The organism is Capilliphycus salinus ALCB114379, assembly GCF_047276495.1.
Classification (GTDB): domain Bacteria; phylum Cyanobacteriota; class Cyanobacteriia; order Cyanobacteriales; family Microcoleaceae; genus Capilliphycus; species Capilliphycus salinus.
In genome coordinates this window covers 6062398-6082822 of record NZ_CP178543.1, presented here as the reverse complement: position 1 = coordinate 6082822, position 20425 = coordinate 6062398, and the positions used below count along the sequence as shown (strand labels likewise).

The window sequence follows — 20425 nt, the reverse complement described above, 5'->3', positions numbered from 1 at the left end:
TTTATTTTCTGTAAAAATCCCTAATTTTTCAGGGTGAATTCGTTGAGTTTGTGTCCGTTATTTTGGGCGCGAGTGGCGGCAACTTTTACCCCTAAAATTTGATCGACGCTATCGAGGAACTGGCTGAAGATATCGGGGTAGGCTTTCACCAAACTTGCGATTGATTTACCGTCGCCGTTATCAATCACGTTGACATTGCGAAGTTCGACGCGACCCGGAACTTTTGCGGCTTCTTTGAGGATCATTTCGATTTGCTGCAAGTAGAACAATTCCGAGGCGTCTTGCTCCATTGACTGCCAAACTTCCGAGAGCAAATCGTTAACAAGGGCTTCGGCTTGGGCATTTTCGGTTAACGGTGCGGCCTGTCCTTTGGCCAGCAGTTCCTTCGCCTGACGTTCGGCTTCTGCGGGTAACACTTCGTCGGCTTCTAGGCGCAGACGTTCCAACTCGGAGCGAACGGTTTGCAGCAGTTGTTCGGCTCGGGCGCGGGCTTCTTTGGCGGCGGCGATGGTGCGTTCTTCTTCGGAGCGGGCCTGCTGTTCGAGTTCGGCTTTGATTTTCCGCAGTTCGTTTTCTTTTTGCTGAACGATGGTTAGGGCTTGGGTTTTGGCAACTTCGGCCTGTCGTTTGCAGTCGGCTTCGATTTGTTCGGCTTCGGCGAGGGCGTTGGACTCGGCGATTTCGGCGTCCCGCATGATTAAAGCAATTTGCCGGCGGCCGATGGATTTGAGATAATCGACGTCATCGGAAACGCTTTGGATTTTGAGCGTATCGAGGTGTAAACCCAATTTGGCGAGATCGCGAGAAACGTCTTCGGCGATGCGTTCGGCGAAGCGCAGGCGGTCTTCGTTGAGTTGTTCGGGGGTGAGGGTGCTGACGACGCCCCGCAGGTTGCCTTCTAGGGTTTCTCGGGCGACTCGGGAGATTTCGGAGCGATCGCGATCGAGGAAACGTTCGATCGCATTACCGACGATCGCGGGATCGCTGGAGATTTTGACGTTGGCGATCGCTTGTATGTGCAGGGGGGTGCCGCCTTTTGAATAGGCGTTGGTGACTTCGACGGGAACGGGCATGGTTCGCAGGTCCATCGTTTTGACCGTTTCCAAGATGGGAATGCAGATGGTGCGTCCGCCAAAGATGACCCGATAACCGACATCGCCGTCTTTGCTGCGATGTTTGCGACCGGAGAGAATTAAGATTTCGTTGGGTTTACAAATTTGTAAAAAGGTATTGAGAAACCAAATTAGGATAATGCTACCAAAAATAGTCAGGGCGATCGGTAATGCGGTGCTAATTTGTGCGGGGAGTTCGCTCCGGTTTGTTGGAATAGATTCGACCGGTTGAACTTGCGCGACTTCTACTAAGATCGCGTCTTCAGCTTCATAAGCTATAAATTTATCGTTCATTTTGTTTGGGTTGAATAGATACAACGTTGAGTTCCGGTTGGTTAATCTTGTGAGTGTATTGGGGATTGGTTTATGGGTTCTCAATTAACACTCGGCGGGTTGGGATGACTTTATGAAAGTTGGTTAGAGTTTGTACATTGGACTGGGTTTATAACTACAATATAGCGGATCGGTTGTGGTGATTTTTCGGTTCTATAGAATGAATTCCAATTGTTGCTTAATCTGACTTTTTTTGAGTCTTTTCTGTCAATCTGTTAATTTGAAGATTGTTTAAAACTAGCCTCACTCACTACCCACACTTTGTTTTTTTCCACTCCCACCACAAAGGCTTCATCTCCTTGAGAAAACTCTTGTAAGTCTTCTGTCATTGCCATAAGTTCGAGGGTTCTTCCTTTTATATTTAATCGCACTTTGCCTCTGCTATTGCGATCGAATGGAATTTCGACTAAACTCGGTAAACCCAATAAATCATCGGCGCGTACCATACTGTCGGCTTGTTGGTGTTGCAGAAGCCGTAACGCCCAAACCATCGCGCTACCGCTGACAACCCCCACCGCAATGGATATCGACCAGATTAACTGACCGGACATCGCGGGGTTCAACAGGGAGAGGATGACTCCCGTTAAGCCGAAAAAGCATCCGCCAAATGTCCAAAACCGCAAGCTGAAAAAGGGTAATCCCAATCCTCGGCGACGCCGCCTGTTTTTCAAGCGGATAGACTTATCCTCTTCTGTTTTAGCCGATTGATCTAGAAGTTGTATGTCGGGATCGAAGTCGTGATCAAAATCAACGCCATCCAGTCCGGCGAAAGCAGCTAGTCCAACGAAAACGCCGCCCACTATTAAACAGAATAGGTAGAGAGTAAACATAGGCGCCCCTAGTCATGGGATACTTTATTATTTGCTTCAGTCAGTCTATTTCTATTTTCGCAAATTCGTTTCCGGATTCAGCAAACTTTTGTAACAAAACTTGGTAAATTATGAATAAAGTATAAGATTAACCTACTGGCAAAACCGTTAAAAATTATGCCTTATCCTCCCGCACCCTGGACGCTGAAAGGTTATGCCCTCCAGACCCTACAATGGGTTGATGTTGCCAAAGTTCGTCCCCTGATTCCCCCCCAATTTAATATTATTTCTCCTTGGCCGAATCAAACGCTTGGAGGGCTGTATATTTCGAGTTATCAATCGGGTTCTATTTTACAATACAATGAATTGATTGTGGTTTCGGGTTTGGTCAGTTATTCGGGCGAATGGGGCGGATGGATTTCTCACATTTACGTTGATGATGAAGATTCGGTTGCGGGGGGGAGAAACATTTGGGGACTTCCGAAAGAATTGGCAGAATTTCACTGGGAAGGAACCGATACTGTTACCGTTTCTCAAGGGGAAAAGGTTCTCTGTCGGCTAACTTATTCTCAACCGAGTTTGAGTTTACCCCTATCGTTGAACGTTCCGGCTTTTGGTTATCAACCCGGACGAATTCTGCACTTTAAAAGTCAGTTTAATTTTAATCTAAGTCTAATCGGCAGTCAAGTCGAAATTTCCCCACAAAGTCCGTTTGCTCATCTCAATGTTAATCATCCTTGGTTCACACTTTATCAACAATCCCTAAATTTAGTTGTGGATCAACCTCAAACGTTAGCCTAACTTTGAATCGGAATTAATCCAGTAAATTTTGTTCAAAATCGGTGGGGGGATGGGCGAGGGTATAGGTTTGGTTTTCCTTGGCGATCGCCCGACGAATGTGAGCGGGTGTTTGTAGAATTCCAAGAAGGGTTATTCCGTCTAACATTTGGAAATCTTGGGTGGTTTTTTCGGCTAACAGGCGGTCAATTTCTTCCGGGTTGGGTTGGGGATTAATTTCGCTTCCAGAGGCGACAATAAACCCCCAAGCTTCCCCAAAACTCGGAACATTACTGCTATAAGAATGAATACTCGAAAACACTTGATTTAACGTTCTGGCTAACCGCACATGAAACTTCATTCTCAGCACACAAGCCGATCCCGCTTGCACCCCCAAAACGCCTCCGGGGGTTAACAAATCCCGCAATTTTTGATAATATTCTTGGGTAAATAACCGAAAAGATGGCCCCGATTCTACGGGTTCAGAAAGGTCAGAAATAATCACATCCCAAGGGTGTTTAATTTCATTCAAATATTCAAACGCATCTCCGATAATTAATTCAACCCGAGGATCATCAAAAGTATTGGCATTCATTTCGGGTAAATACCGACGACAAGCTTCTACAACTTCCCCATCAATATCAATCATTGTCACTTTTTCAACAGTTTTCCAGCGCAAAACTTCCCGCAATGTCGCGCCTTCTCCCCCACCCAAAATCAGAACGGTTCGAGGTTCTCCCTGATAAATCATAGCAGGATGAACCAGGGGTTCGTGATAGAGAAATTCATCGCCTGTGGTTGATTGTAATTTCCCATCTAAAACCAAGGCTTTACCATAAGTATTCGTTTCGACAACATACATTTGTTGATAGGGAGTCTGTTTGTAGGTGAGAATGCGAGTGATCCCGTGAGCGTAGAGATCCCAAGGGGTGAGATAATCACTCAACCAAAGATCGGCGTTAATTGGACTACCAGCCATGAAACTCCTTGTTTAAATTGATAAGTTCTGAGAGATTCACCCCTTATTTTTTATCATAAAAACCGCAAAAAAGGACGGAAAATATTGTCCGTCCCCAATATTATCATTATAAGTTAAGCCAAATTTCTTAATCTTTTATTCACCCGACCAGCTAACCCAATTGTGGGAAACCCCTACATTACACGTCTCTTGCTTCAATTCCGCTTCGTTAATATTGGCGTTGGTTAAATCTGCGCCGCTCAATTCTACATCGGTTAAAATGGCACCAATTAAGTCGGCGTTGGTTAAATTAGCGCTGCGAACATCCGCACGGGTGAGGTTGGCTCGTCCCAGATTGGCGTCAATTAAACTCGCTCCAATTAAGTTAACTTGACTGAGATTTGTACTGCGTAAATCGGCTTGATTCAAATCAGCATTAGTTAAATTGGCTTGACTTAAATCGGTTCCGCTTAAATTCGCACCGCTGAGATCCGCACAACTTAAATCGGCGCGAGTTAAATTCAGTTGACTGAGATTAACTCCACTTAAATTAACTCCATGTAAACAAATCCCCGGAAAGTTTTTCTCACCCGATTCGAGCAAACTCATAAATTGACTCGCATCCATTTTTAAAACCTCCAATTTTTTGAGATGTTCTCTCTAATTTGTTCTCGAAATCATCATTCCATCGAGCATTTTTTGAGGTTGAATCAACAATGAAATCTGCTTGAGTCAAAACTGAGTCGAAAAATTCAATCCGTCAAAATGCTCAATCGATTTTGCTTGCAACTTTGATTATGCTGTCACGCACAGCCTAAAAGATACCGATCAAGATGACAAAGGTAAATGCACACAACAACAGGATAAAAGCCATTAAAAAGCCGATTACGCTGTTGTCGTGTTCTGTTGTATGGGTTTGATGAGCCATTGTTTAAATGCTCCTCAGTCAATATTCTTCCTGATATTCTGTTAGGGTAGAAAATTATTTGTATGAGGTTCGGTTTTCTTTAGGTTATATTAATCTTTACGAGATGAAACTTTATATTATCTGGAAGTTTAAGTATAGATACTTAGGTTTTTTGGCAAAAATACTTAACTAAAATTTACAGAAAAAATAAGATGAGAAAATGGCGATCGCAGAGTTTATGATTGCAGAATCGCCGTTAAAATTTTCATCAATTCTTCTAAATCAGCCGGAACCCGATATAAATTAACATCTTGGGTAATTTGTTTGATTTCACACTATTACATTAGATTCTAGAGCTTTTCTTTCGATTACAAGGAGTGCATAGTAACTGCATATTACTTTTCTTTAAAGCCAATTGATGATGAGTCGTAATTGGCAATTTATGATCTATTTCCAAGTAGTCAATGGGTAAATCTCTATGACAGTCAGGATTAGCACATTGCCCTTTCTGTTTCCTGTAGAGACGATCTTTGAAGGTTTTTCCGTCATTGCTGTCACGCCAAGAATTAAATCGGGAACGAGCTAACTTCACAGGGTCATACTTAGCTTCTATTTCAGGTACATCAGCCTTTAAAGCCGATAAGGATGTATCCGTTCTTTTCATGGCAGATAGTAGATTAGCAATCAGTTGATGTAGAGTAGTCATGGCATCATATCATATTTCTGATTAATTTCAGCAGCATCGGCTTTGAGCGCAGCTAGAGAAGCATCTGTTTTAGCCATTGCTTGATTAAGCTTTGTAACTAATTGACGCAGTTCAGGATCAGTTCCTATTGAAAAAGGTACTTCTACTACATTTCCTAAAAGTTCCAGTAAAGTAGTTAAAACTCCTTCTAAAGCTTCACGAGTAGACAGCTTAACATTAGGCCGTTGCACATAGTCTTTAGTGGCAGCAACAACTTCGATTAAACTATAAACGCACGCTTGCCCCCGTTTGCCTTTAGGAGTCAAACCTTTTGTTATAGCTTGCGTATGATATTTAGACATCCCGTAAGCTTGTAATTGTTTACGAGTTACTGTTTGACTCATCTGCTGAGATCGATTATGCAATGTCATTTTTGTTATCGTCCTCATTAATAACGTATTCATTCATTGAATTTTGAAAAGCAGACTTTTGATCTTTGTAACCCAAGAATTCAAGAAGCCCCTGCCAAAAACCACGCTCTTCCTGTACGTCTCTTTCAAATTGATTAATCTTTGCAGCGTTTTCTTTTTTTATCCGCTCTATCTCATTATTTTTCTTGGTAACTAAACCCTTCTGAGCAGCTTGACTCCGCTGACGTTTATTGAGTTCATAACCTGAAAACGATGCGGTTTTTTGGAGAATAGTTTCTTGATTAGGATTCTCACTAAAATCAATCTCCTCCAAAGCTCGCTTGGCATCTGCTTTTGTCCATCCTTGCTTCGTAAGTAAATTAATCGCCTCTGACTTATTCATAGATATTACCAAAGCTTTTTATTCATCGTAGCTTATAGCTATAATCTGCGTCAATATATGATTGTATGTATTATTTTTTTTCAGGAAATATACTGAATTTTTTTGATTAACCTGTTAATATTCGAGACGTTCTAAGTATAAATCAGTAGATTGAACTTTATACAGTTTGTTATATTGATTCCGGCACAATATAAAGCACCATATACTGAGTGTTAATCGTAATTATTCTTTCATATATGGATATTACAAAACAAGACTTAAATATTTTTAAGTCCATGTCGCCAACAGTTCCATGACCTTAAAATTAAGTCTCAGATGAGGGGGTATCTTTTTTGAAAATACGCTGAACAGAAAGCTGAATGGCGACAAAAATTAACCCGAACGTGAGAAAGGCAAATACGCCCGTTCCCATCATACATAAACCCGTGACTAAAGTTCTAACAGTTACAGACATTTGAACGACTGCAATATTATCGGAATGAATGGGTTTGGCGGCGTAGGTTTGGGTAACGGAACGGGTTAAAAAATACAGGGCTGTGGCAATACTTCCCAACACCGCAGCATTACTTAAACAGCGAAAGGGAGTCACGCCGTCGAGGTTGTTTTTAGAAGATTCAGCGTTAGATTTAGAAGGGGATTCGCTCATTGATTTTTGATAAAAAATATGGTAAACTAAATAAACTAGGCTAGGGTAATTCCCGTTGAACTCAATTTAGCCGTCCAGAAGTCTAAATCGGGATTTGCCAGTTGCTTGCGAACGGTTTCTGCTACTTCTAAAGCCTGCCGTTCGGATTCGGTTAACGCAAACACGGTCGGCCCGGAACCTGACATCATTGTACCCAATACATTTTGAGAGGCAAAAGCTTCTCGCAGTTTCAAAACTTCCGGATGTTCGGGTAACGCGACTTTTTCTAAATCATTGTGCAGAAGTTGACCAATTTTCGCGCCGTCTCGCTGCATAATAGCCGAAACCATTCCCCCCGAATGTACCCGCTGACGCCGACTTTGTAAATCTTCGGCTTCCCTAACGTAAGTATCGCCAAACTGGGTGCGGTAGGTTTTGTAGGCCCAAGGCGTCGAAATAGCCAAACTGCGGTATTTTGCCAACACCACGTACAAGTTATCCAAATTAACCAACGGCGAAAGCACTTCACCCCGCCCCGTTGCCAAAGCGGTGCCGCCTTTGATACAGAAGGGAACATCGGAACCAATTTGGGCGGCGAGGTCCTCTAATTCGCCCTGAGTCAGTCCCAATTGCCATAATAAATCCAAACCCACCAACACCGCCGCCGCATCGGTTGAACCCCCCGCCAAACCCGCCGCTACGGGGATTCGTTTTTTGATGGTAATTTCCACGCCGCCATATTGCGCCATCGCCTCGGGGAATTGTTGGGCCATCAATGCCGCCGCCCGATACGCCAAGTTGGTGTTATCGTTGGGAACTGCGGCGCTATCACATTGAACGAATATTGTATCAATTTCTATCGGCCGAATGTCAATTTGATCGGCCAGCGATATACTTTGAAGTACCATCGCCAGTTCGTGATAACCATCGGGGCGATCGCCAATTATTTCTAAGTATAGGTTAATTTTAGCCGGAGCAATTAGGGAGTAAGAACGCATGAGAATTAATTAGGGGTTTTCAGAGGTCAAATGAACCAGTTGGTTACTCAGACTCACCCACTGCTCAACGCTCAAATCTTCGGCACGAGCTTGGGGATTAACTTTTAATTGTTCCAGAATTTGGCTCAGGCGATCGCGATCTATCACACTTTTTAAATTATTTCGTAACATTTTCCGTTTGCTGGCGAATCCCAATTTTACCGCCATTTCCAGATTTTTGGGGTTTTCAGCCGGATGTTCCAGGGGGCGGGGACGCAACCGCACCACCGCAGAATCTACTTTCGGAGGCGGATAAAAGGCTTTCGCTGGCACCTGACAAATTAACTCGCATTCGGCCAAATATTGAACTCGCACCGACAGCGCCCCAAATGTTCTAGAACCCGGTCCCGCACACAGACGTTCGGCGACTTCTTTCTGAACTAATAATACCATTAAATCGTAGGGGTTCAAATTGGGTTGGGCGATATTTCCCAAGAGTTTTTCCAGAATCGGCCCGGTAATATTGTAGGGAATATTAGCAACCACTTTGTTGGGGTTTTGAAAGTTGGGAAAATCTTTCAGATAGTCTTCTAGGGGAAGGTTCAGGATATCGCCTTGCAAAAGTAAAAAATTGTCAAGCTTGCCGAATTTTTGAACTAACTTTTTACATAAATCTCGGTCAATTTCTACCGCCAAAACCGTTTTAGCCAATGTTAACAGACGTTCGGTTAAGACTCCGGTTCCGGGGCCGATTTCTAAAATGTTATCGTCGGTTGATAATTGGGCGGCGTTGACAATTTGGTTCAAAGCGGTAGGGCTGCGAAGCCAGTGTTGGGCGAACTGTTTGCGGGGATGAGACATGGTGTTTTTCTGTATGTTTTTTTGTAAAGTTTCCAGCTTTCTGGAAAAAGGATTAGCTAACTTGTAGTTAGACTAAAATTTTAACAAAAGGAAGTCGCTGTGATGCAATATCAAATTCGTTACAAACCTGCCTTTGCGACTATTTTTATGACACTAGAACCGGGTGACAGTCTAACAGCCGAAGCAGGGGCGATGGTCGGGATGGAGGGAAAAATCTCCATGAAGACGACTTTCTCAGGTGGGTTTTTCTCTGCCCTCGTTAAAAAAATGTTTGGCGGAGAATCGCTGTTTGTCAATACATTTACCAACAATACGAATCAACTCTTACAGGTAGTTCTGTCTCAATCGGTTATCGGTGATATTGTAGCAGTAGAATTGCAGTCAGGACAACAACTTTGTTTTCAACCGGGTGCCTATATTGGCAGTAGCAAAAAAGTTAAACTAGGTGTGGGATGGGCGGGGTTTGCCAGTTGGTTTGCGGGAGAAGGGTTGTTTAAACTGAAAGTAACCGGACCCGGTTTGGTTTTTTTTGGGGGTTATGGCGGCATTACTCAAAAACAAATTACTGAAGAATTTATCGTCGATAACGGTCATTTAGTCGCCTACGAAGCCGGAATTAAAATGAGTGTTGGGTTGGCGGGGGGTTTGTTCGGTTCTCTGACTTCCGGGGAAGGTTTTATTAATAAAATTCGGGGAAATGGGGTGATCTATTTACAGTCTCGCAGTGTTGATGGTTTGGTAAGGTTTCTCAGTCCCAAATATCGTTGATTTCATTACAGGACGCAATTTATGAAAATTAAAATTTTACAACAGCCCGACTGTGCAATTGCTCGGGTAACTTTAGACGCTCGCGAAGAATTAGTTGCTGAAGCTGGCGCTATGGTTGCCATGAGCGAATCTATTAATACTAGCACAACTTTACGACAAGGAAAAGGGGGCGGAATTTTAGGCGGCTTAAAACGAATGGTTGGGGGAGAATCGCTGTTTTTGAGCGTTTTTCGTTCTCCCATTTCGGGCGGAGAAGTGTTTTTAGCCCCGAAGTTGTTGGGCGATATTTTGCATTATCAAGTTACGGGTTCGGGGTTGGTTGTACAGGCGACTTCTTATTTAGCCAGCCATTCGGATGTTGATATTGATTTGGGGTTTCAAGGGTTTAAATCTTTCTTTTCGGGCGAAAATATTTTTTGGTTAGATTTGACGGGTCAGGGGGATGTTTTGATTAACTCCTTTGGCGGCATTTATGAGGTTGATGTTGAGGATGAATATATTGTTGATACGGGTCATATTGTCGCCTTTGAAAAAACCTTAAACTTTGAAATTACCAAACCGGGTTCGAGTTGGTTGGGTGCATTTTTGGGGGGAGAAGGTTTGGTTTGTCGGTTTCGAGGACGGGGAAAATTATACTGTCAAACCCATAATTCGACGGCGTTTGGACAGTTGGTCGGGCCGCGTTTACCTGCGAAAGAAAGTTAGGTTTTAAAATCAAAAATTGACGGTGATAAAATTAATCGGGACTGAAACAATGTCAAATCAAATTGCTTATCAAATTGAACATTCTCCCTCTTATGCTTCGTTGAGATTGGACTTACAACCCTATCAAACCGTTATTGTTGAATCCGGGGCGATGGCGGCGATGGATAGTTGTATTCAAATGCAGTCTAAAATGAAAGGCGGACTGATGAAAGGGGTGGGAAGAATGTTGAGTGGGGAGTCGCTTTTTCTGAGTGAATTTACCGCTAAAAATAAACCCGGACAGTTGTTTATTTCTCCGGGAATTCCGGGGGATATTCAACATTATTATTTGAATGGAAGGGGATTGATGATTCAATCTTCGGGGTTTGTGGCGTCGGGAACTGAGGTGAATCTGGATACAAATTTTCAGGGGTTTAAAGGGTTTTTTAGCGGGGAATCTTTGTTCTTAATTCGGGCGACCGGTGAGGGGGATATTTGGTTAAGTTCTTACGGGGGAATTTTGGAGATTCCGGTTGAGGGGGATTATGTTGTGGATACGGGTTATATTGTGGCGTTTGAAGATACGCTAGATTACAATGTGGAATTAATTGGCGGTTTATCGTTTAAGAATTTGAAAACGGGAATTTTGGGCGGGGAAGGGTTAGTTTGTCGCTTTCGAGGTCAGGGTAAATTATGGATTCAATCCCGTCAATTAATCTCTTTGTTAAACTTTTTAGACCCATTTCGACCGATTAAAAGTAGTTCGGAGTAGCTTTATATTTATCTAGATTTCACTCAAAAATTCTACCCTGTAGGGGCGGGTTCCGCAATTATTGATCATTTCCTACAGATAATTGATATAAACCCGCCCCGGTGTCGGGGAAAAACTGTTCACGGGTTGGGGCGGGTTTATCTAACTTATTTCTGGGTAAGATAGATTTAGATAGAACCCGCCCCTACAACATTGGTGACGGGTGACTGAAATCAACCCGCAAACAACAGAATTATCGGTAAGATTGTCATTAATTGAAAATCATTTTATTTCCATGTCAGAACCCGAATTTAGTTCAAGAAATCCGCCCCCAAGCAACCGACAGCTATTAATTTTACTGGCAATTTTTGGAGGATTTATCATTGCCAGTATCGCGGCTTTATGGTTCCTGTTTGAACAGTTGGTTTGGTTCGTTCCCCCGCAATTTGAACAGCAACTCGGACGGTTAGTCGTTCCCGCTTTTGAACGTCAGGCTAAACCTTCGCCCACTCAAACGACATTAAACCAACTTTTAGACGGTTTAGAAACCCATTTAGACTCCGAACTTGAAAACCGAGATTATCGGGTTTTATATATTCCCGATTCTACCATTAACGCATACGCCCTTCCCGGCGATCGCATTGTAATCTTTAAAGGGTTATTAAATCAAGTCGAGTCAGAAAACGAGTTAATGATGATTTTAGGACACGAACTCGGCCATTTCGCCCATCGGGACCATTTGCGAGGAATTAGTCGCAGTTTATTTATCCAAACGGTTTTATCCCTATTTTTCCCAAATATTGGAAGTTTAGAAACCGCAACCGTCGCCCTTTCCAACGCCCAATTTTCCCAATCCCAAGAACGACAAGCCGATGAATTTGGCTTAACTCTATTACAGGAAAACTACGGTCATGTCGCCGGTGCCACCGACTTTTTTGAACGAATCAAAGCCCTAGAAAAAGGAGACACTATCGCCTTTTTACGAACTCATCCCCCGTCCGAAGCGCGAATTAAACGGCTGGAAAAATTAATCCAAAAACGGGGCTATGAACTCGATACGCGATCGCCATTACCCCCGAGTTTAAAAAAAATAGATTAACTGATAATCGGGCTACCGTGATGATGAATCAAATACCATTTGTTCGCCATGCGGGTAAAAATATTAGTCGCCATTGATTCAGCTTTCATCCGACGGCGAGCGGAAACTTGCATCACTTCTTCGAGTAAAACCACATAAGCCAAATCCCCATTCACCTCAGTCGAAATAATATTGGTATTAATCTCCAAATACTGAGTTGATTTAAAAATTTGTTCCCAAGACAATCTTACCCCTTCCCAACCGCAAATCACCTCCCGTCCGGGATGAATACACGCGCCTCGCCGTTCCTTTTGACCAGACAGCGCTCATCGCCTCGAGATCCTTTTTCTCAAAAGCCCGATAAAAAGCTTTATTCGCCGCCAATACCTCTTGTTCATCACTCATATTCAATCATCCCAGCGAACACTTCTACAGATTAATCAATCTTGCGATCTTCACTCAAGTCCGAAGCCGTTGTCAGAATTCTGCATCAGGGGGGATCGAGCCTTCTGGACTTAAGAACATTCCCCCGATTTGTAACCAATCGGCATGAACTGTTTTATCATCAACATCAGTCATAATTGTGTGACCGATCTCGTTTGTCATCAAAACCGTGCAGAACTCTAGAACCACTCACACTAAACAAGCCGTGTATAAACCCATTCGATTGATTGTCAGTAGTATTTTAGTCGGATTTGTCGCCACTGCAACCCCCCAAATGGCTCACTCGGTTGAAGTTATTGCTCAAGCCAACACTCAATCTAACGACCAGCTTAACCAATTACTCGAACAAGGGCGGGAGTTAGTGGATGCCGGAAAAATTGATGAAGCACTTCTGGTTTACGTGCAAGCGGCGGGACTCGATCCGAGCGATCCGAAGATTTACTCGGGAATTGCTTATTTAGAAGCGTTGCGAGGGAATTACGAAGCGGCGGCTAAATTTTATCGAGATGCTTTAATTCTCGATCCGCAGAATGCAGATTTTCAATATGGTTTAGCTTATAGTTTGGTCAAAATAGAAGATTATCAAGGCGCCGCCGATGCCTATCGCAAAGCCATCAGTCTCAAACCGGATAATCTCAATGCCTATTTGGGGTTGGCGGTGAGTTTCTTCCGTCAAGGCGATTATAGCAGTGCCGTTAAAACCTATGAAATGGTGATTGCCTCAGACCCGAATAATTGGCAGGCTTACGCTTCGATGGGGATGGCGTTGTTGCGTCAGGAAAATACGCCTAAAGCCATTGAAACTCTGCGACAGGCGGCGACACTCGCACCCAATGAAGCGAGCGTTCAAATTAAGTTGGGGGTGGCGTTGCTGCGAAGCGGAGATCAACCGGGGGCGATTGCGGCGTTTGAACAGGCGGCGGCGTTGAGTCCTCGCGATGGGGAGATTCAGTTTCAAATTGCGGAAGTGTTGAAGGCTCAAAATGATTTAGATGGGGCGGTCGAAGCTTATCAAAGGGCTTTGGCTTTTAATCCGAATTTGGTGGAAGCGGATGCGGCGATTGGAGAAATTCAGTTACAGCGAGAGGAATATATTGGGGCGATTGTCAGTTTTCGACGGGTGATCGATCGCTCTCCGGAAAATGCCAATGCTCATTATAACTTGGCAATGGCGATTAAAGGCCGGGGAGGTCGCAACCAACAAGCGATCGCCGCTTTGGAAAAAGCGATCGAACTTTTTGAAAAACAGGGCGATACTGAAGGGGTGAAAAAGGCACAAGAGGCGTTAAAGGAACTGAAAAGGTAAAAAGAATCGGGTTAAAGTGATCGAAGCCTTGAGTGGGGATTTTTGATCGCACGAATCGTGAATACACACCAAAAGAAAGGATTACAAGTTTTCAACGGGGAGAGAAGTGGGTTAAATTAATGACACCCCTCAATCGTGAGGAATCCCTAACTCCCAATGTTGTTGTTTTTCCATCCGTTTTGGTGAGGAGTTCAATTCTATGTTTTTTCAAGTTGATCACACTCGATTTAAACCCTTGATTCGGATTGGTTTGAGCGCTTTAATGGTCTCTATTGTTGCTCAAGCGGAAGTGGGGGCTTCGACTCCGAAAAGTCCTGAAGTTGCTCAAGGTGTCTCGTCCCAAGCGGCGGTGATTCCTTCAAGTTTGTTGAATCCGAGTTTACCGGGGTTGGATGATCCGTCTCCGTTTTTACCGTTGGGGAAACCTGAAATCCGGGTCGTTTTGCGATTGGGTCAGCGGCGAGTTTTTGTTTATCGCAATGATGAACAAGTCGCGAGTTATCCGGTGGCTGTCGGAAAACCCGGTTGGGAAACGCCAACGGGTGAGTTTCAAGTGATTCAAATGGTCGAAAATCCGGTTTGGGAAAATCCCTGGACGGGAGAAGTGACCCGGCCGGGTCCGAATAGTGCGTTAGGATTGCGTTGGATTGGTTTTTGGACTGATGGTAAGGATACCATTGGTTTTCATGGAACTCCGACGATTAATTCTATCGGAAGCGCCGCTTCTCATGGTTGTGTGCGGATGCGAAATGAGGATGTTGTCGCTTTATTTAATCAGATTGAAATGGGAACGACTGTGGTTGTCGAACCCTAGATTTTTATTATAACACCCAAGTCGGGCAAGTTTTTTTAATTAAAATCAGGATAATAACCCGGTTTCTTAAACGTTACCGGGTTTTTCGCCTGGAGTTTACAGAAAAACTGCGGTCAGATTTGGGGATGAATTATTTCTAACTAGGCGCGAATAATATTAATATCAAAGCTGAGTTGACTTGCAGCTACACCCTGAACTAACCCAATTAAATCACCATTTTGACTAAATATACCCGCTCCCGACCCAAACTCACCCAGATCGAGATCGCTTATCGTTACATTATCAGTTGCGCTCACAAAAATAGTGTCTTCCGCTACGTTAAAATCGGTGATTAATCCAAAATCACTATTTCCCGAACCGACGTAGTAAGAGGGAGACTCGAACCCCAAAGCAAAGAGATCACTTCCTTCACCACCCACTAAAGTATCAATTTCACCCAAACCGGGGTTCGTGATATTTTCAGTGTCAATACCAAACAAGATGTCATCTCCCTTATCTCCTGAGACTAAATCATTTCCTCCACTACCAAATACACCATCATCGCCTTGACCGCCAAATAGTTGATCGTTACCCTCTCCTCCGTTTAGCAAATCATTGTCTAGGTTGCCAAAAAATTGGTCATCTCCTCCGCCAATATCACCAAGAAAATCATCTCCTTTCCCTCCAAAAATAGTATCATTTCCCTCACCGCCACCGAGAAAATCTAACCCTTGATTCCCGAAAATTAAGTCGTCTCCTTCCAGACCCAAAATGGTGTCATCACCCTCCAAACCAAAGAGAGAATCGATTCCTTGTCCGCCAAATAATTCATCGTTGCCTGCCGTTCCTAGAATTTCCGACATGATCAAATCCTCCTAAAATACAGTATTTACAGGTGTATATTGTCTTAAATATGACAAGCTAATCTTCTAAGATTGACAGGATAAAGGGTTATATTGCTGACGTTGGACTCCGGTTTGAGTCGGGTCATAACCCACTAAAATAATATCACCATTTTCATTTTTTATCCAGCCTCTCGCCGGAATAATTTCTCTCGAATCAACGGTATTATTTTCACTATTATTTTCTCGGTTTTGGGATTGTTGTTGAGGAGGTTCTGAGGAAAAATTGGATTGAGGAGTAACGGGTTGAATTAGGGGAGATTCTAACTCGACTAACCCTTCAATTGAGGTTAAAGCTTGGGTTGGGTTGGGTGCAATACCGCCACGTCCTGTAATAATAAATTCGCTGTCTTGACCTTGTTTGCAGGGGTCTTGAGCGATTAACGTCCTCGGGTCAATGAATTCTACTTCGGGTGTTTCTGGCGGGTCAAAATTGAGGGTATCATCAATCGAAAGTTCTCCGGCCGCATTAATAATACTATCTTGAGATTGTAAAAGTCCGAGTTCTGAATTTCCCAAAGGACGAATAGTAATATTACTTCCTCCGGTGGGGTTGAAAGCATCAGTTAAAATACGACTTTGTTGAAGTAAAACTAAAAGATTAGTATCAATGTCAACATTCCCTTCAAAGGTTTGACCGCTGTCACTTCCCGAGGCGAAAATTCTACTTTCATTCAACAGGCGAATGTCATCAGATTGAAGTCTAATATTACCGCCTTGACCCGCTTCTGAACTCGCATTCAGTTGAGCTTGATTGTTTAAAAGGGTTTCATTTGCTGAGATATCAATATTACCCGGAATTCCTGATGCAGTAGAATCTACATTCACCGAACCGCCATCGCGAAGTTGAAATTGTTCCGTTTCTATTCTCACATTTCCAGCATTTCCACTCCCTTGAGTGGTTGCAATTATACTCCCCCGACCTCGAATTTCTACCGACTCGGAGCTATTAATATTAATATTTCCGGCGTCTCCACCTCCATCTGTTGTTGCTGCTAATACATTGGCTTCATCTTGAATAAACAACTGATTAGACTCTATTCTAATATTACCTGCATTTCCACTTCCAGACAAACTTCCCACGCCGATGGATGCTTCATCTTTCAGCACTAACTCGGGAGTTTCTACCGTAATATTTCCGGCATTTCCTACTCCGTCCGTTGCTGCTAATAAGCCACTTTGAACGCGAGATAATTCAACGAAATCCGAGGCGAAAACTTCAATATTACCCGCATTTCCACTGGCAGTATCGTTACTTAAAACAGAAATTAATCCCTTGTCAACGACTAACTGTCCGGTTTCTATTCTAACCTTTCCCGCTCTCCCTCCTCCAAAAGTTACGGAAGAAATTATAGCCGTTTCGTCGGTCTGATTTCCTCCTCTCAACTGAACTTCCTCAGAAGCAAATATAGAAATTTCTCCGCCTTGACCTGTTTCTGTTGGGTTCTCTGGCGTACCTGAATTGGCAGCAATTCCTGACCTTCCTTCAATCGACAGAGAGCGAGTAAAAATGGTAATGGGAGCCGCATTTGTGGGGCCAACTGTATCTGTATTGATGCCGACAGCATTATTCAGTCTGACAGATTCGGAGGCAATAATTAAAACCTGACCGGAATTTCCGGGTGTATTTGCGGTATTCCTAACTCTAATTAATCCACCATCTTCTAGAAGTAAACGTGCGGTTTCAATGATAATATTTCCGCTGTTTCCTGTTCCTTGTTCTTCGACACTTGCAGATAGAAAAGAAGGGTTTGTGGAATTGGGAGCAAACCCGAATAATTGTATATCAGTTGCTTTGATAAAAATGGTTCCGGCATTTCCCCTTCCTGTGGCACTGGCTATGATTCCACTGCCATCGGTTATCCGAAGACGTTCGGCTTCTATGATAATATTTCCGCTATTTCCTTCTCCACTTCTAGAACTTGCAGTGATTATACTACTCTCCAAACCATCTGCTGAAGTTCCCGTGAGTTCGATAGATTCAGCTTTAATATTTATATTACCTGCGTCTCCGTTTCCAAAAGTTAAAGATTGAATTTGTGACCCCCCAGATACCAATAAATTTCGAGTTTCGATATTTACAGTGTTAGCATTTCCAGTTCCACCTTCCACCACATTACTGATAATACTGCTACCCAATAACTCAACCGAATCTGTTGCTAAAATAGAGACTAAACCCGCATTTCCTTGTCCAAAGGTACTGCTAGAAATTCGCGCTCCATCGCTCAATAATAATTGTTCCGTCTCAATTGTTATTGTACCGCCATTGCCGATTCCCGTCTCCATTACATCCGCAAAAAAACCGCTGATAATCTCGCTATCATCGGGAGAACTTCCCGTGATTTCGATAGATTTAGCCTGTACGGTTATATTACCCGCATTTCCTTCTCCGGATGTGTCGGTAATCACTTGAGAACCGTTAGACAGCAATAAATTTTCTGTAATAATTTCAACTGTTCCTCCATTACCCACCGCACCAACTGCGGCAGAACTAAAGATAGTGGCGTTTGATAATTCTACCGAATTTGTTGCTAAAATAGAAACCGAACCCGAATTTCCGGGGCCGAAAGTGCTAGCGCTGATCTCTGCGCCATTTTCCATCAATAATGAGCTAGTTTCGATGTTAATATCGCCGGGTTCGCCGAAAGAATCTATATCAATGATATTGGAAATAAAGCTATTATCGGCTAAAAGAACGTTTTCCTGAGCATTAATATTAATATCTCCGCCTCGCGCTTCTGCAACCCCCAATCCTTGATCAAACCCCGCTCGAATAATGCTTCCGCCTGACATCTCAAAATTGCGAGCCTTAATATTGATATCTCTCCCCTCATTTGAACGAACATTAATCTGAGATTGATTCGTTAACGCTACATTTCCCCGTTGAATATTATTAGGAAACTGAAGAATGGGCGTATTGGCATTTTTCCCTACATTTGCCAACTCAATAATTCCCGGTTCTGATAATCCTCCCAATTCAATTTGACTACCGGGAGAAATAGCAACTCCGTTATTAAATAATACATCGCCCCCAACTAAAGCTAATGTTTTATTTTGAGGAATATTTAACCCTTGAGGAACTAGAAATCCTGCATCATTTCTTAAGGAACTTCCATCTTCCAAGGTTGTTAGAGTGGCTTGATTAACAATTGTTCCCGGATTTTCTCGAATATTTAATCCGATGGGAATATTTATCGTTAATAATGGCGGCGCTTCGGGGTTACTTGCTGCAAATTCAAAACCATTTTCAAATAATATTCCATCGGCTGTAGACGCAAAAAATGAACCGCCTACATCTAACCGTGCGTTCGGCCCAAATACAATCCCCGAAGGATTAATTAAAAATAAATTTGCATTCCCTAAAACGCCTAACGTTCCTAAAATTTCTGAAATATTCCCACCTGTAACGCGAGTTAGAATATTAATAATATTATCGGGATTTGAAAAATAAGCACCCCGTCCTTCTTCTACGTTAAATTCTTCAAAACTATGAAATAAGTTAGACCCCCGAACTGCACCCCCATCAATGCGATCGCTAGGTATCCCGCGAATGTTAACATTAGGTGTAACAACAGAGTTTTCTGAACCTAAGCTGTTATCTGGGATAATCTGGGCTGTGGCTGTAGTTGCGGCAAAAATTAGGGTCAAGGGGACTAAATTTATGGGGTTGAAAAGCCTCATTTTTATAATCTAAATTTACGTCTGATTTATCTGTTCTAAAGTGGATTGAACGACTTTTAAAAACTGAGATAAAATCACAGAATCATTATCTTTTCGCCAACTATAGGCTAACTGAAGTTGAGGACTAACCCCCGCCAGAGGTTTGAAAATTGTCGTTGTTCCGCACAAATGTTTTAAAGAACTTCCTAAAAAAGTTAAACCCATCTCGGCGGCAACTAAATTAACAGAATTTTGACGGCGAGCAACTTCAGCAACAATTTTAGGGTAAAATCCGGCTTGTTGGCAAATCGCAATAATATGATCGTAAAGATTAGAATTGAGCGAACGGGGAAACAGAATAAAATCTTCGGATTTGAGGTCGGCCAGTCGGATTTCTTTTCGTTCCGCTAGCGGGTGAGATGCGGGGAGGACAATCCCCAGTGTATCACGCCAAATGGTGCGAATTTCGATTTCATCGGGCATTTTCCCCACCGGATGCAAAAACGCACAATCAACTTGACCGGACAGCAAAGCTTCGAGTTGTTCGGCGGTTGGACGCTCGGTCAGCTTGATGTCAACATGGGGAAATTGGCGTTTGAATGTTCGCAAAATTGCGGGTAAAGCGGTGGCAATTCCCACTTCTGTAAAGGTTAGCGCGATTTCACCCCACTCCCCCCGGGCGGCCCGTTGGGTTCGGCGCAGGGAGGCGTCTAACTGGTCGAGGAGTTGCTGAAGGTCTTGATAAAAGGCTTGACCGGCGTCTGTAAGTGTGACTTGGCGATTGGTTCGATTGAATAATGGTACACCCATTGCGGCTTCTAAGTCTTGAATTTGCCGGCTTAGACTCGGTTGGGAGATGTGTAGGTGTTTGGCGGCTTGATGAAAGTGGAGTGTCTCGGCTAAAACGCAAAAATAGCGGAGATGGCGGAGTTCAAAATTAAATTGATAGTTTTTAAGCATTACTCAATAGCAAATAGGTATTTTACAAGTATCAATCTTGTATTTAATAATAGTCAATAGAAGACTTGGTGATTCATTTTTGTGGAGTTTTGTATGAATCTATCCACCGATTGGAAACGATTGGGAGCTTTGCTATTGATATTAATTTTTGTTGGTTTTTGGGGGATGGCAAAATCAAACAGTTTCTCCGAGAAAAGACCAACGGCAGAGCAATCATTAATC

General features: G+C 43.1%; 22 protein-coding genes. 7 read left to right on the top strand and 15 right to left on the bottom strand.

Going from position 1 to position 20425, the window contains the following annotated elements; genetic code table 11:
- Window positions 1–20: 20 nt before the first annotated feature.
- Together ACL6C3_RS24670 and ACL6C3_RS24665 are read right to left on the bottom strand one after the other, a co-directional pair.
- Window positions 21–1406 (bottom strand): flotillin family protein, encoded by a 1386-nt coding sequence (locus tag ACL6C3_RS24670; protein ID WP_413162045.1) that lies wholly within the window; start codon window positions 1404–1406, stop codon window positions 21–23.
- A gap of 254 nt (window positions 1407–1660) precedes the next feature.
- Window positions 1661–2275, bottom strand: coding sequence for an NfeD-like protein (locus ACL6C3_RS24665; protein WP_413162042.1), 615 nt, complete (start codon window positions 2273–2275; stop codon window positions 1661–1663).
- 156 nt (window positions 2276–2431) lie between these two features.
- On the opposite strand from ACL6C3_RS24665, the gene ACL6C3_RS24660 reads away from it, so the two are divergent.
- Window positions 2432–3055 (top strand): acetoacetate decarboxylase family protein, encoded by a 624-nt coding sequence (locus ACL6C3_RS24660; RefSeq protein ID WP_413162040.1) that lies wholly within the window; start codon window positions 2432–2434, stop codon window positions 3053–3055.
- Between the two features lie 13 nt (window positions 3056–3068).
- Here ACL6C3_RS24660 and ACL6C3_RS24655 read toward each other — a convergent pair whose 3' ends face one another.
- The 8 genes from ACL6C3_RS24655 to rsmA form a co-directional block, all read right to left on the bottom strand.
- Complete coding sequence (locus ACL6C3_RS24655; RefSeq protein WP_413162038.1) at window positions 3069–4010, bottom strand: spermidine synthase; 942 nt, start codon at window positions 4008–4010, stop codon at window positions 3069–3071.
- 135 nt (window positions 4011–4145) lie between these two features.
- Window positions 4146–4616: a pentapeptide repeat-containing protein gene (locus ACL6C3_RS24650; RefSeq protein ID WP_413162036.1), complete on the bottom strand. Its 471-nt coding sequence runs from the start codon at window positions 4614–4616 to the stop codon at window positions 4146–4148.
- 623 nt (window positions 4617–5239) lie between these two features.
- Window positions 5240–5602 carry an HNH endonuclease gene (locus ACL6C3_RS24645; protein WP_413162034.1) on the bottom strand — a complete coding sequence of 121 codons (363 nt, stop codon included), beginning with the start codon at window positions 5600–5602 and terminating at the stop codon, window positions 5240–5242.
- Window positions 5599–5985, bottom strand: coding sequence for a hypothetical protein (locus ACL6C3_RS24640; protein WP_413162031.1), 387 nt, complete (start codon window positions 5983–5985; stop codon window positions 5599–5601). The genes ACL6C3_RS24645 and ACL6C3_RS24640 overlap by 4 nt, the downstream gene beginning before the upstream one ends.
- Before the next feature lie 13 nt (window positions 5986–5998).
- On the bottom strand, window positions 5999–6394 hold the full coding sequence (locus ACL6C3_RS24635) for a hypothetical protein (RefSeq protein WP_413162028.1): 396 nt from the start codon (window positions 6392–6394) through the stop codon (window positions 5999–6001).
- A 304-nt stretch (window positions 6395–6698) separates the two neighbouring features.
- Window positions 6699–7040 (bottom strand): DUF3082 domain-containing protein, encoded by a 342-nt coding sequence (locus tag ACL6C3_RS24630; RefSeq protein WP_413162025.1) that lies wholly within the window; start codon window positions 7038–7040, stop codon window positions 6699–6701.
- A gap of 35 nt (window positions 7041–7075) precedes the next feature.
- Window positions 7076–8017, bottom strand: a complete 942-nt coding sequence (gene ispE, locus ACL6C3_RS24625; RefSeq protein WP_413162024.1) for a 4-(cytidine 5'-diphospho)-2-C-methyl-D-erythritol kinase — start codon at window positions 8015–8017, stop codon at window positions 7076–7078.
- A gap of 9 nt (window positions 8018–8026) precedes the next feature.
- Window positions 8027–8857: a 16S rRNA (adenine(1518)-N(6)/adenine(1519)-N(6))-dimethyltransferase RsmA gene (gene rsmA, locus ACL6C3_RS24620; RefSeq protein ID WP_413162023.1), complete on the bottom strand. Its 831-nt coding sequence runs from the start codon at window positions 8855–8857 to the stop codon at window positions 8027–8029.
- A gap of 102 nt (window positions 8858–8959) precedes the next feature.
- Here rsmA and ACL6C3_RS24615 point away from each other — a divergent pair, with 102 nt between their 5' ends.
- The 4 genes from ACL6C3_RS24615 to ACL6C3_RS24600 all read left to right on the top strand — a co-directional run bounded on the left by ACL6C3_RS24615 (window position 8960) and on the right by ACL6C3_RS24600 (window position 12159).
- Window positions 8960–9625 (top strand): TIGR00266 family protein, encoded by a 666-nt coding sequence (locus ACL6C3_RS24615; RefSeq protein ID WP_413168410.1) that lies wholly within the window; start codon window positions 8960–8962, stop codon window positions 9623–9625.
- Between the two features lie 21 nt (window positions 9626–9646).
- Window positions 9647–10330 (top strand): TIGR00266 family protein, encoded by a 684-nt coding sequence (locus ACL6C3_RS24610; RefSeq protein WP_413162020.1) that lies wholly within the window; start codon window positions 9647–9649, stop codon window positions 10328–10330.
- Between the two features lie 49 nt (window positions 10331–10379).
- Window positions 10380–11081: a TIGR00266 family protein gene (locus ACL6C3_RS24605; protein ID WP_413162018.1), complete on the top strand. Its 702-nt coding sequence runs from the start codon at window positions 10380–10382 to the stop codon at window positions 11079–11081.
- A gap of 274 nt (window positions 11082–11355) precedes the next feature.
- Window positions 11356–12159: a M48 family metallopeptidase gene (locus ACL6C3_RS24600; protein ID WP_413162016.1), complete on the top strand. Its 804-nt coding sequence runs from the start codon at window positions 11356–11358 to the stop codon at window positions 12157–12159.
- Here the strand turns inward: ACL6C3_RS24600 and ACL6C3_RS24595 are convergent.
- Together ACL6C3_RS24595 and ACL6C3_RS24590 are read right to left on the bottom strand one after the other, a co-directional pair.
- Window positions 12156–12383, bottom strand: coding sequence for a nuclear transport factor 2 family protein (locus ACL6C3_RS24595; RefSeq protein ID WP_413162013.1), 228 nt, complete (start codon window positions 12381–12383; stop codon window positions 12156–12158). The two genes, ACL6C3_RS24600 and ACL6C3_RS24595, sit on opposite strands and share 4 nt — an antisense overlap.
- Window positions 12361–12543: a hypothetical protein gene (locus ACL6C3_RS24590; protein WP_413162010.1), complete on the bottom strand. Its 183-nt coding sequence runs from the start codon at window positions 12541–12543 to the stop codon at window positions 12361–12363. The genes ACL6C3_RS24595 and ACL6C3_RS24590 overlap by 23 nt, the downstream gene beginning before the upstream one ends.
- Window positions 12544–12751: 208 nt before the next feature.
- On the opposite strand from ACL6C3_RS24590, the gene ACL6C3_RS24585 reads away from it, so the two are divergent.
- Window positions 12752–13888 carry a tetratricopeptide repeat protein gene (locus ACL6C3_RS24585; protein ID WP_413162008.1) on the top strand — a complete coding sequence of 379 codons (1137 nt, stop codon included), beginning with the start codon at window positions 12752–12754 and terminating at the stop codon, window positions 13886–13888.
- Window positions 13889–14087: 199 nt separating this feature from the next.
- Window positions 14088–14702, top strand: a complete 615-nt coding sequence (locus tag ACL6C3_RS24580; RefSeq protein WP_413162005.1) for a L,D-transpeptidase — start codon at window positions 14088–14090, stop codon at window positions 14700–14702.
- A gap of 140 nt (window positions 14703–14842) precedes the next feature.
- Here ACL6C3_RS24580 and ACL6C3_RS24575 read toward each other — a convergent pair whose 3' ends face one another.
- The 3 genes from ACL6C3_RS24575 to ACL6C3_RS24565 all read right to left on the bottom strand — a co-directional run bounded on the left by ACL6C3_RS24575 (window position 14843) and on the right by ACL6C3_RS24565 (window position 20203).
- Window positions 14843–15544: a calcium-binding protein gene (locus ACL6C3_RS24575; protein ID WP_413162003.1), complete on the bottom strand. Its 702-nt coding sequence runs from the start codon at window positions 15542–15544 to the stop codon at window positions 14843–14845.
- A gap of 66 nt (window positions 15545–15610) precedes the next feature.
- Window positions 15611–19264 carry a filamentous hemagglutinin N-terminal domain-containing protein gene (locus tag ACL6C3_RS24570; RefSeq protein WP_413162001.1) on the bottom strand — a complete coding sequence of 1218 codons (3654 nt, stop codon included), beginning with the start codon at window positions 19262–19264 and terminating at the stop codon, window positions 15611–15613.
- Window positions 19265–19279: 15 nt separating this feature from the next.
- Window positions 19280–20203: a LysR family transcriptional regulator gene (locus ACL6C3_RS24565; RefSeq protein ID WP_413162000.1), complete on the bottom strand. Its 924-nt coding sequence runs from the start codon at window positions 20201–20203 to the stop codon at window positions 19280–19282.
- Window positions 20204–20425 lie beyond the last annotated feature (222 nt).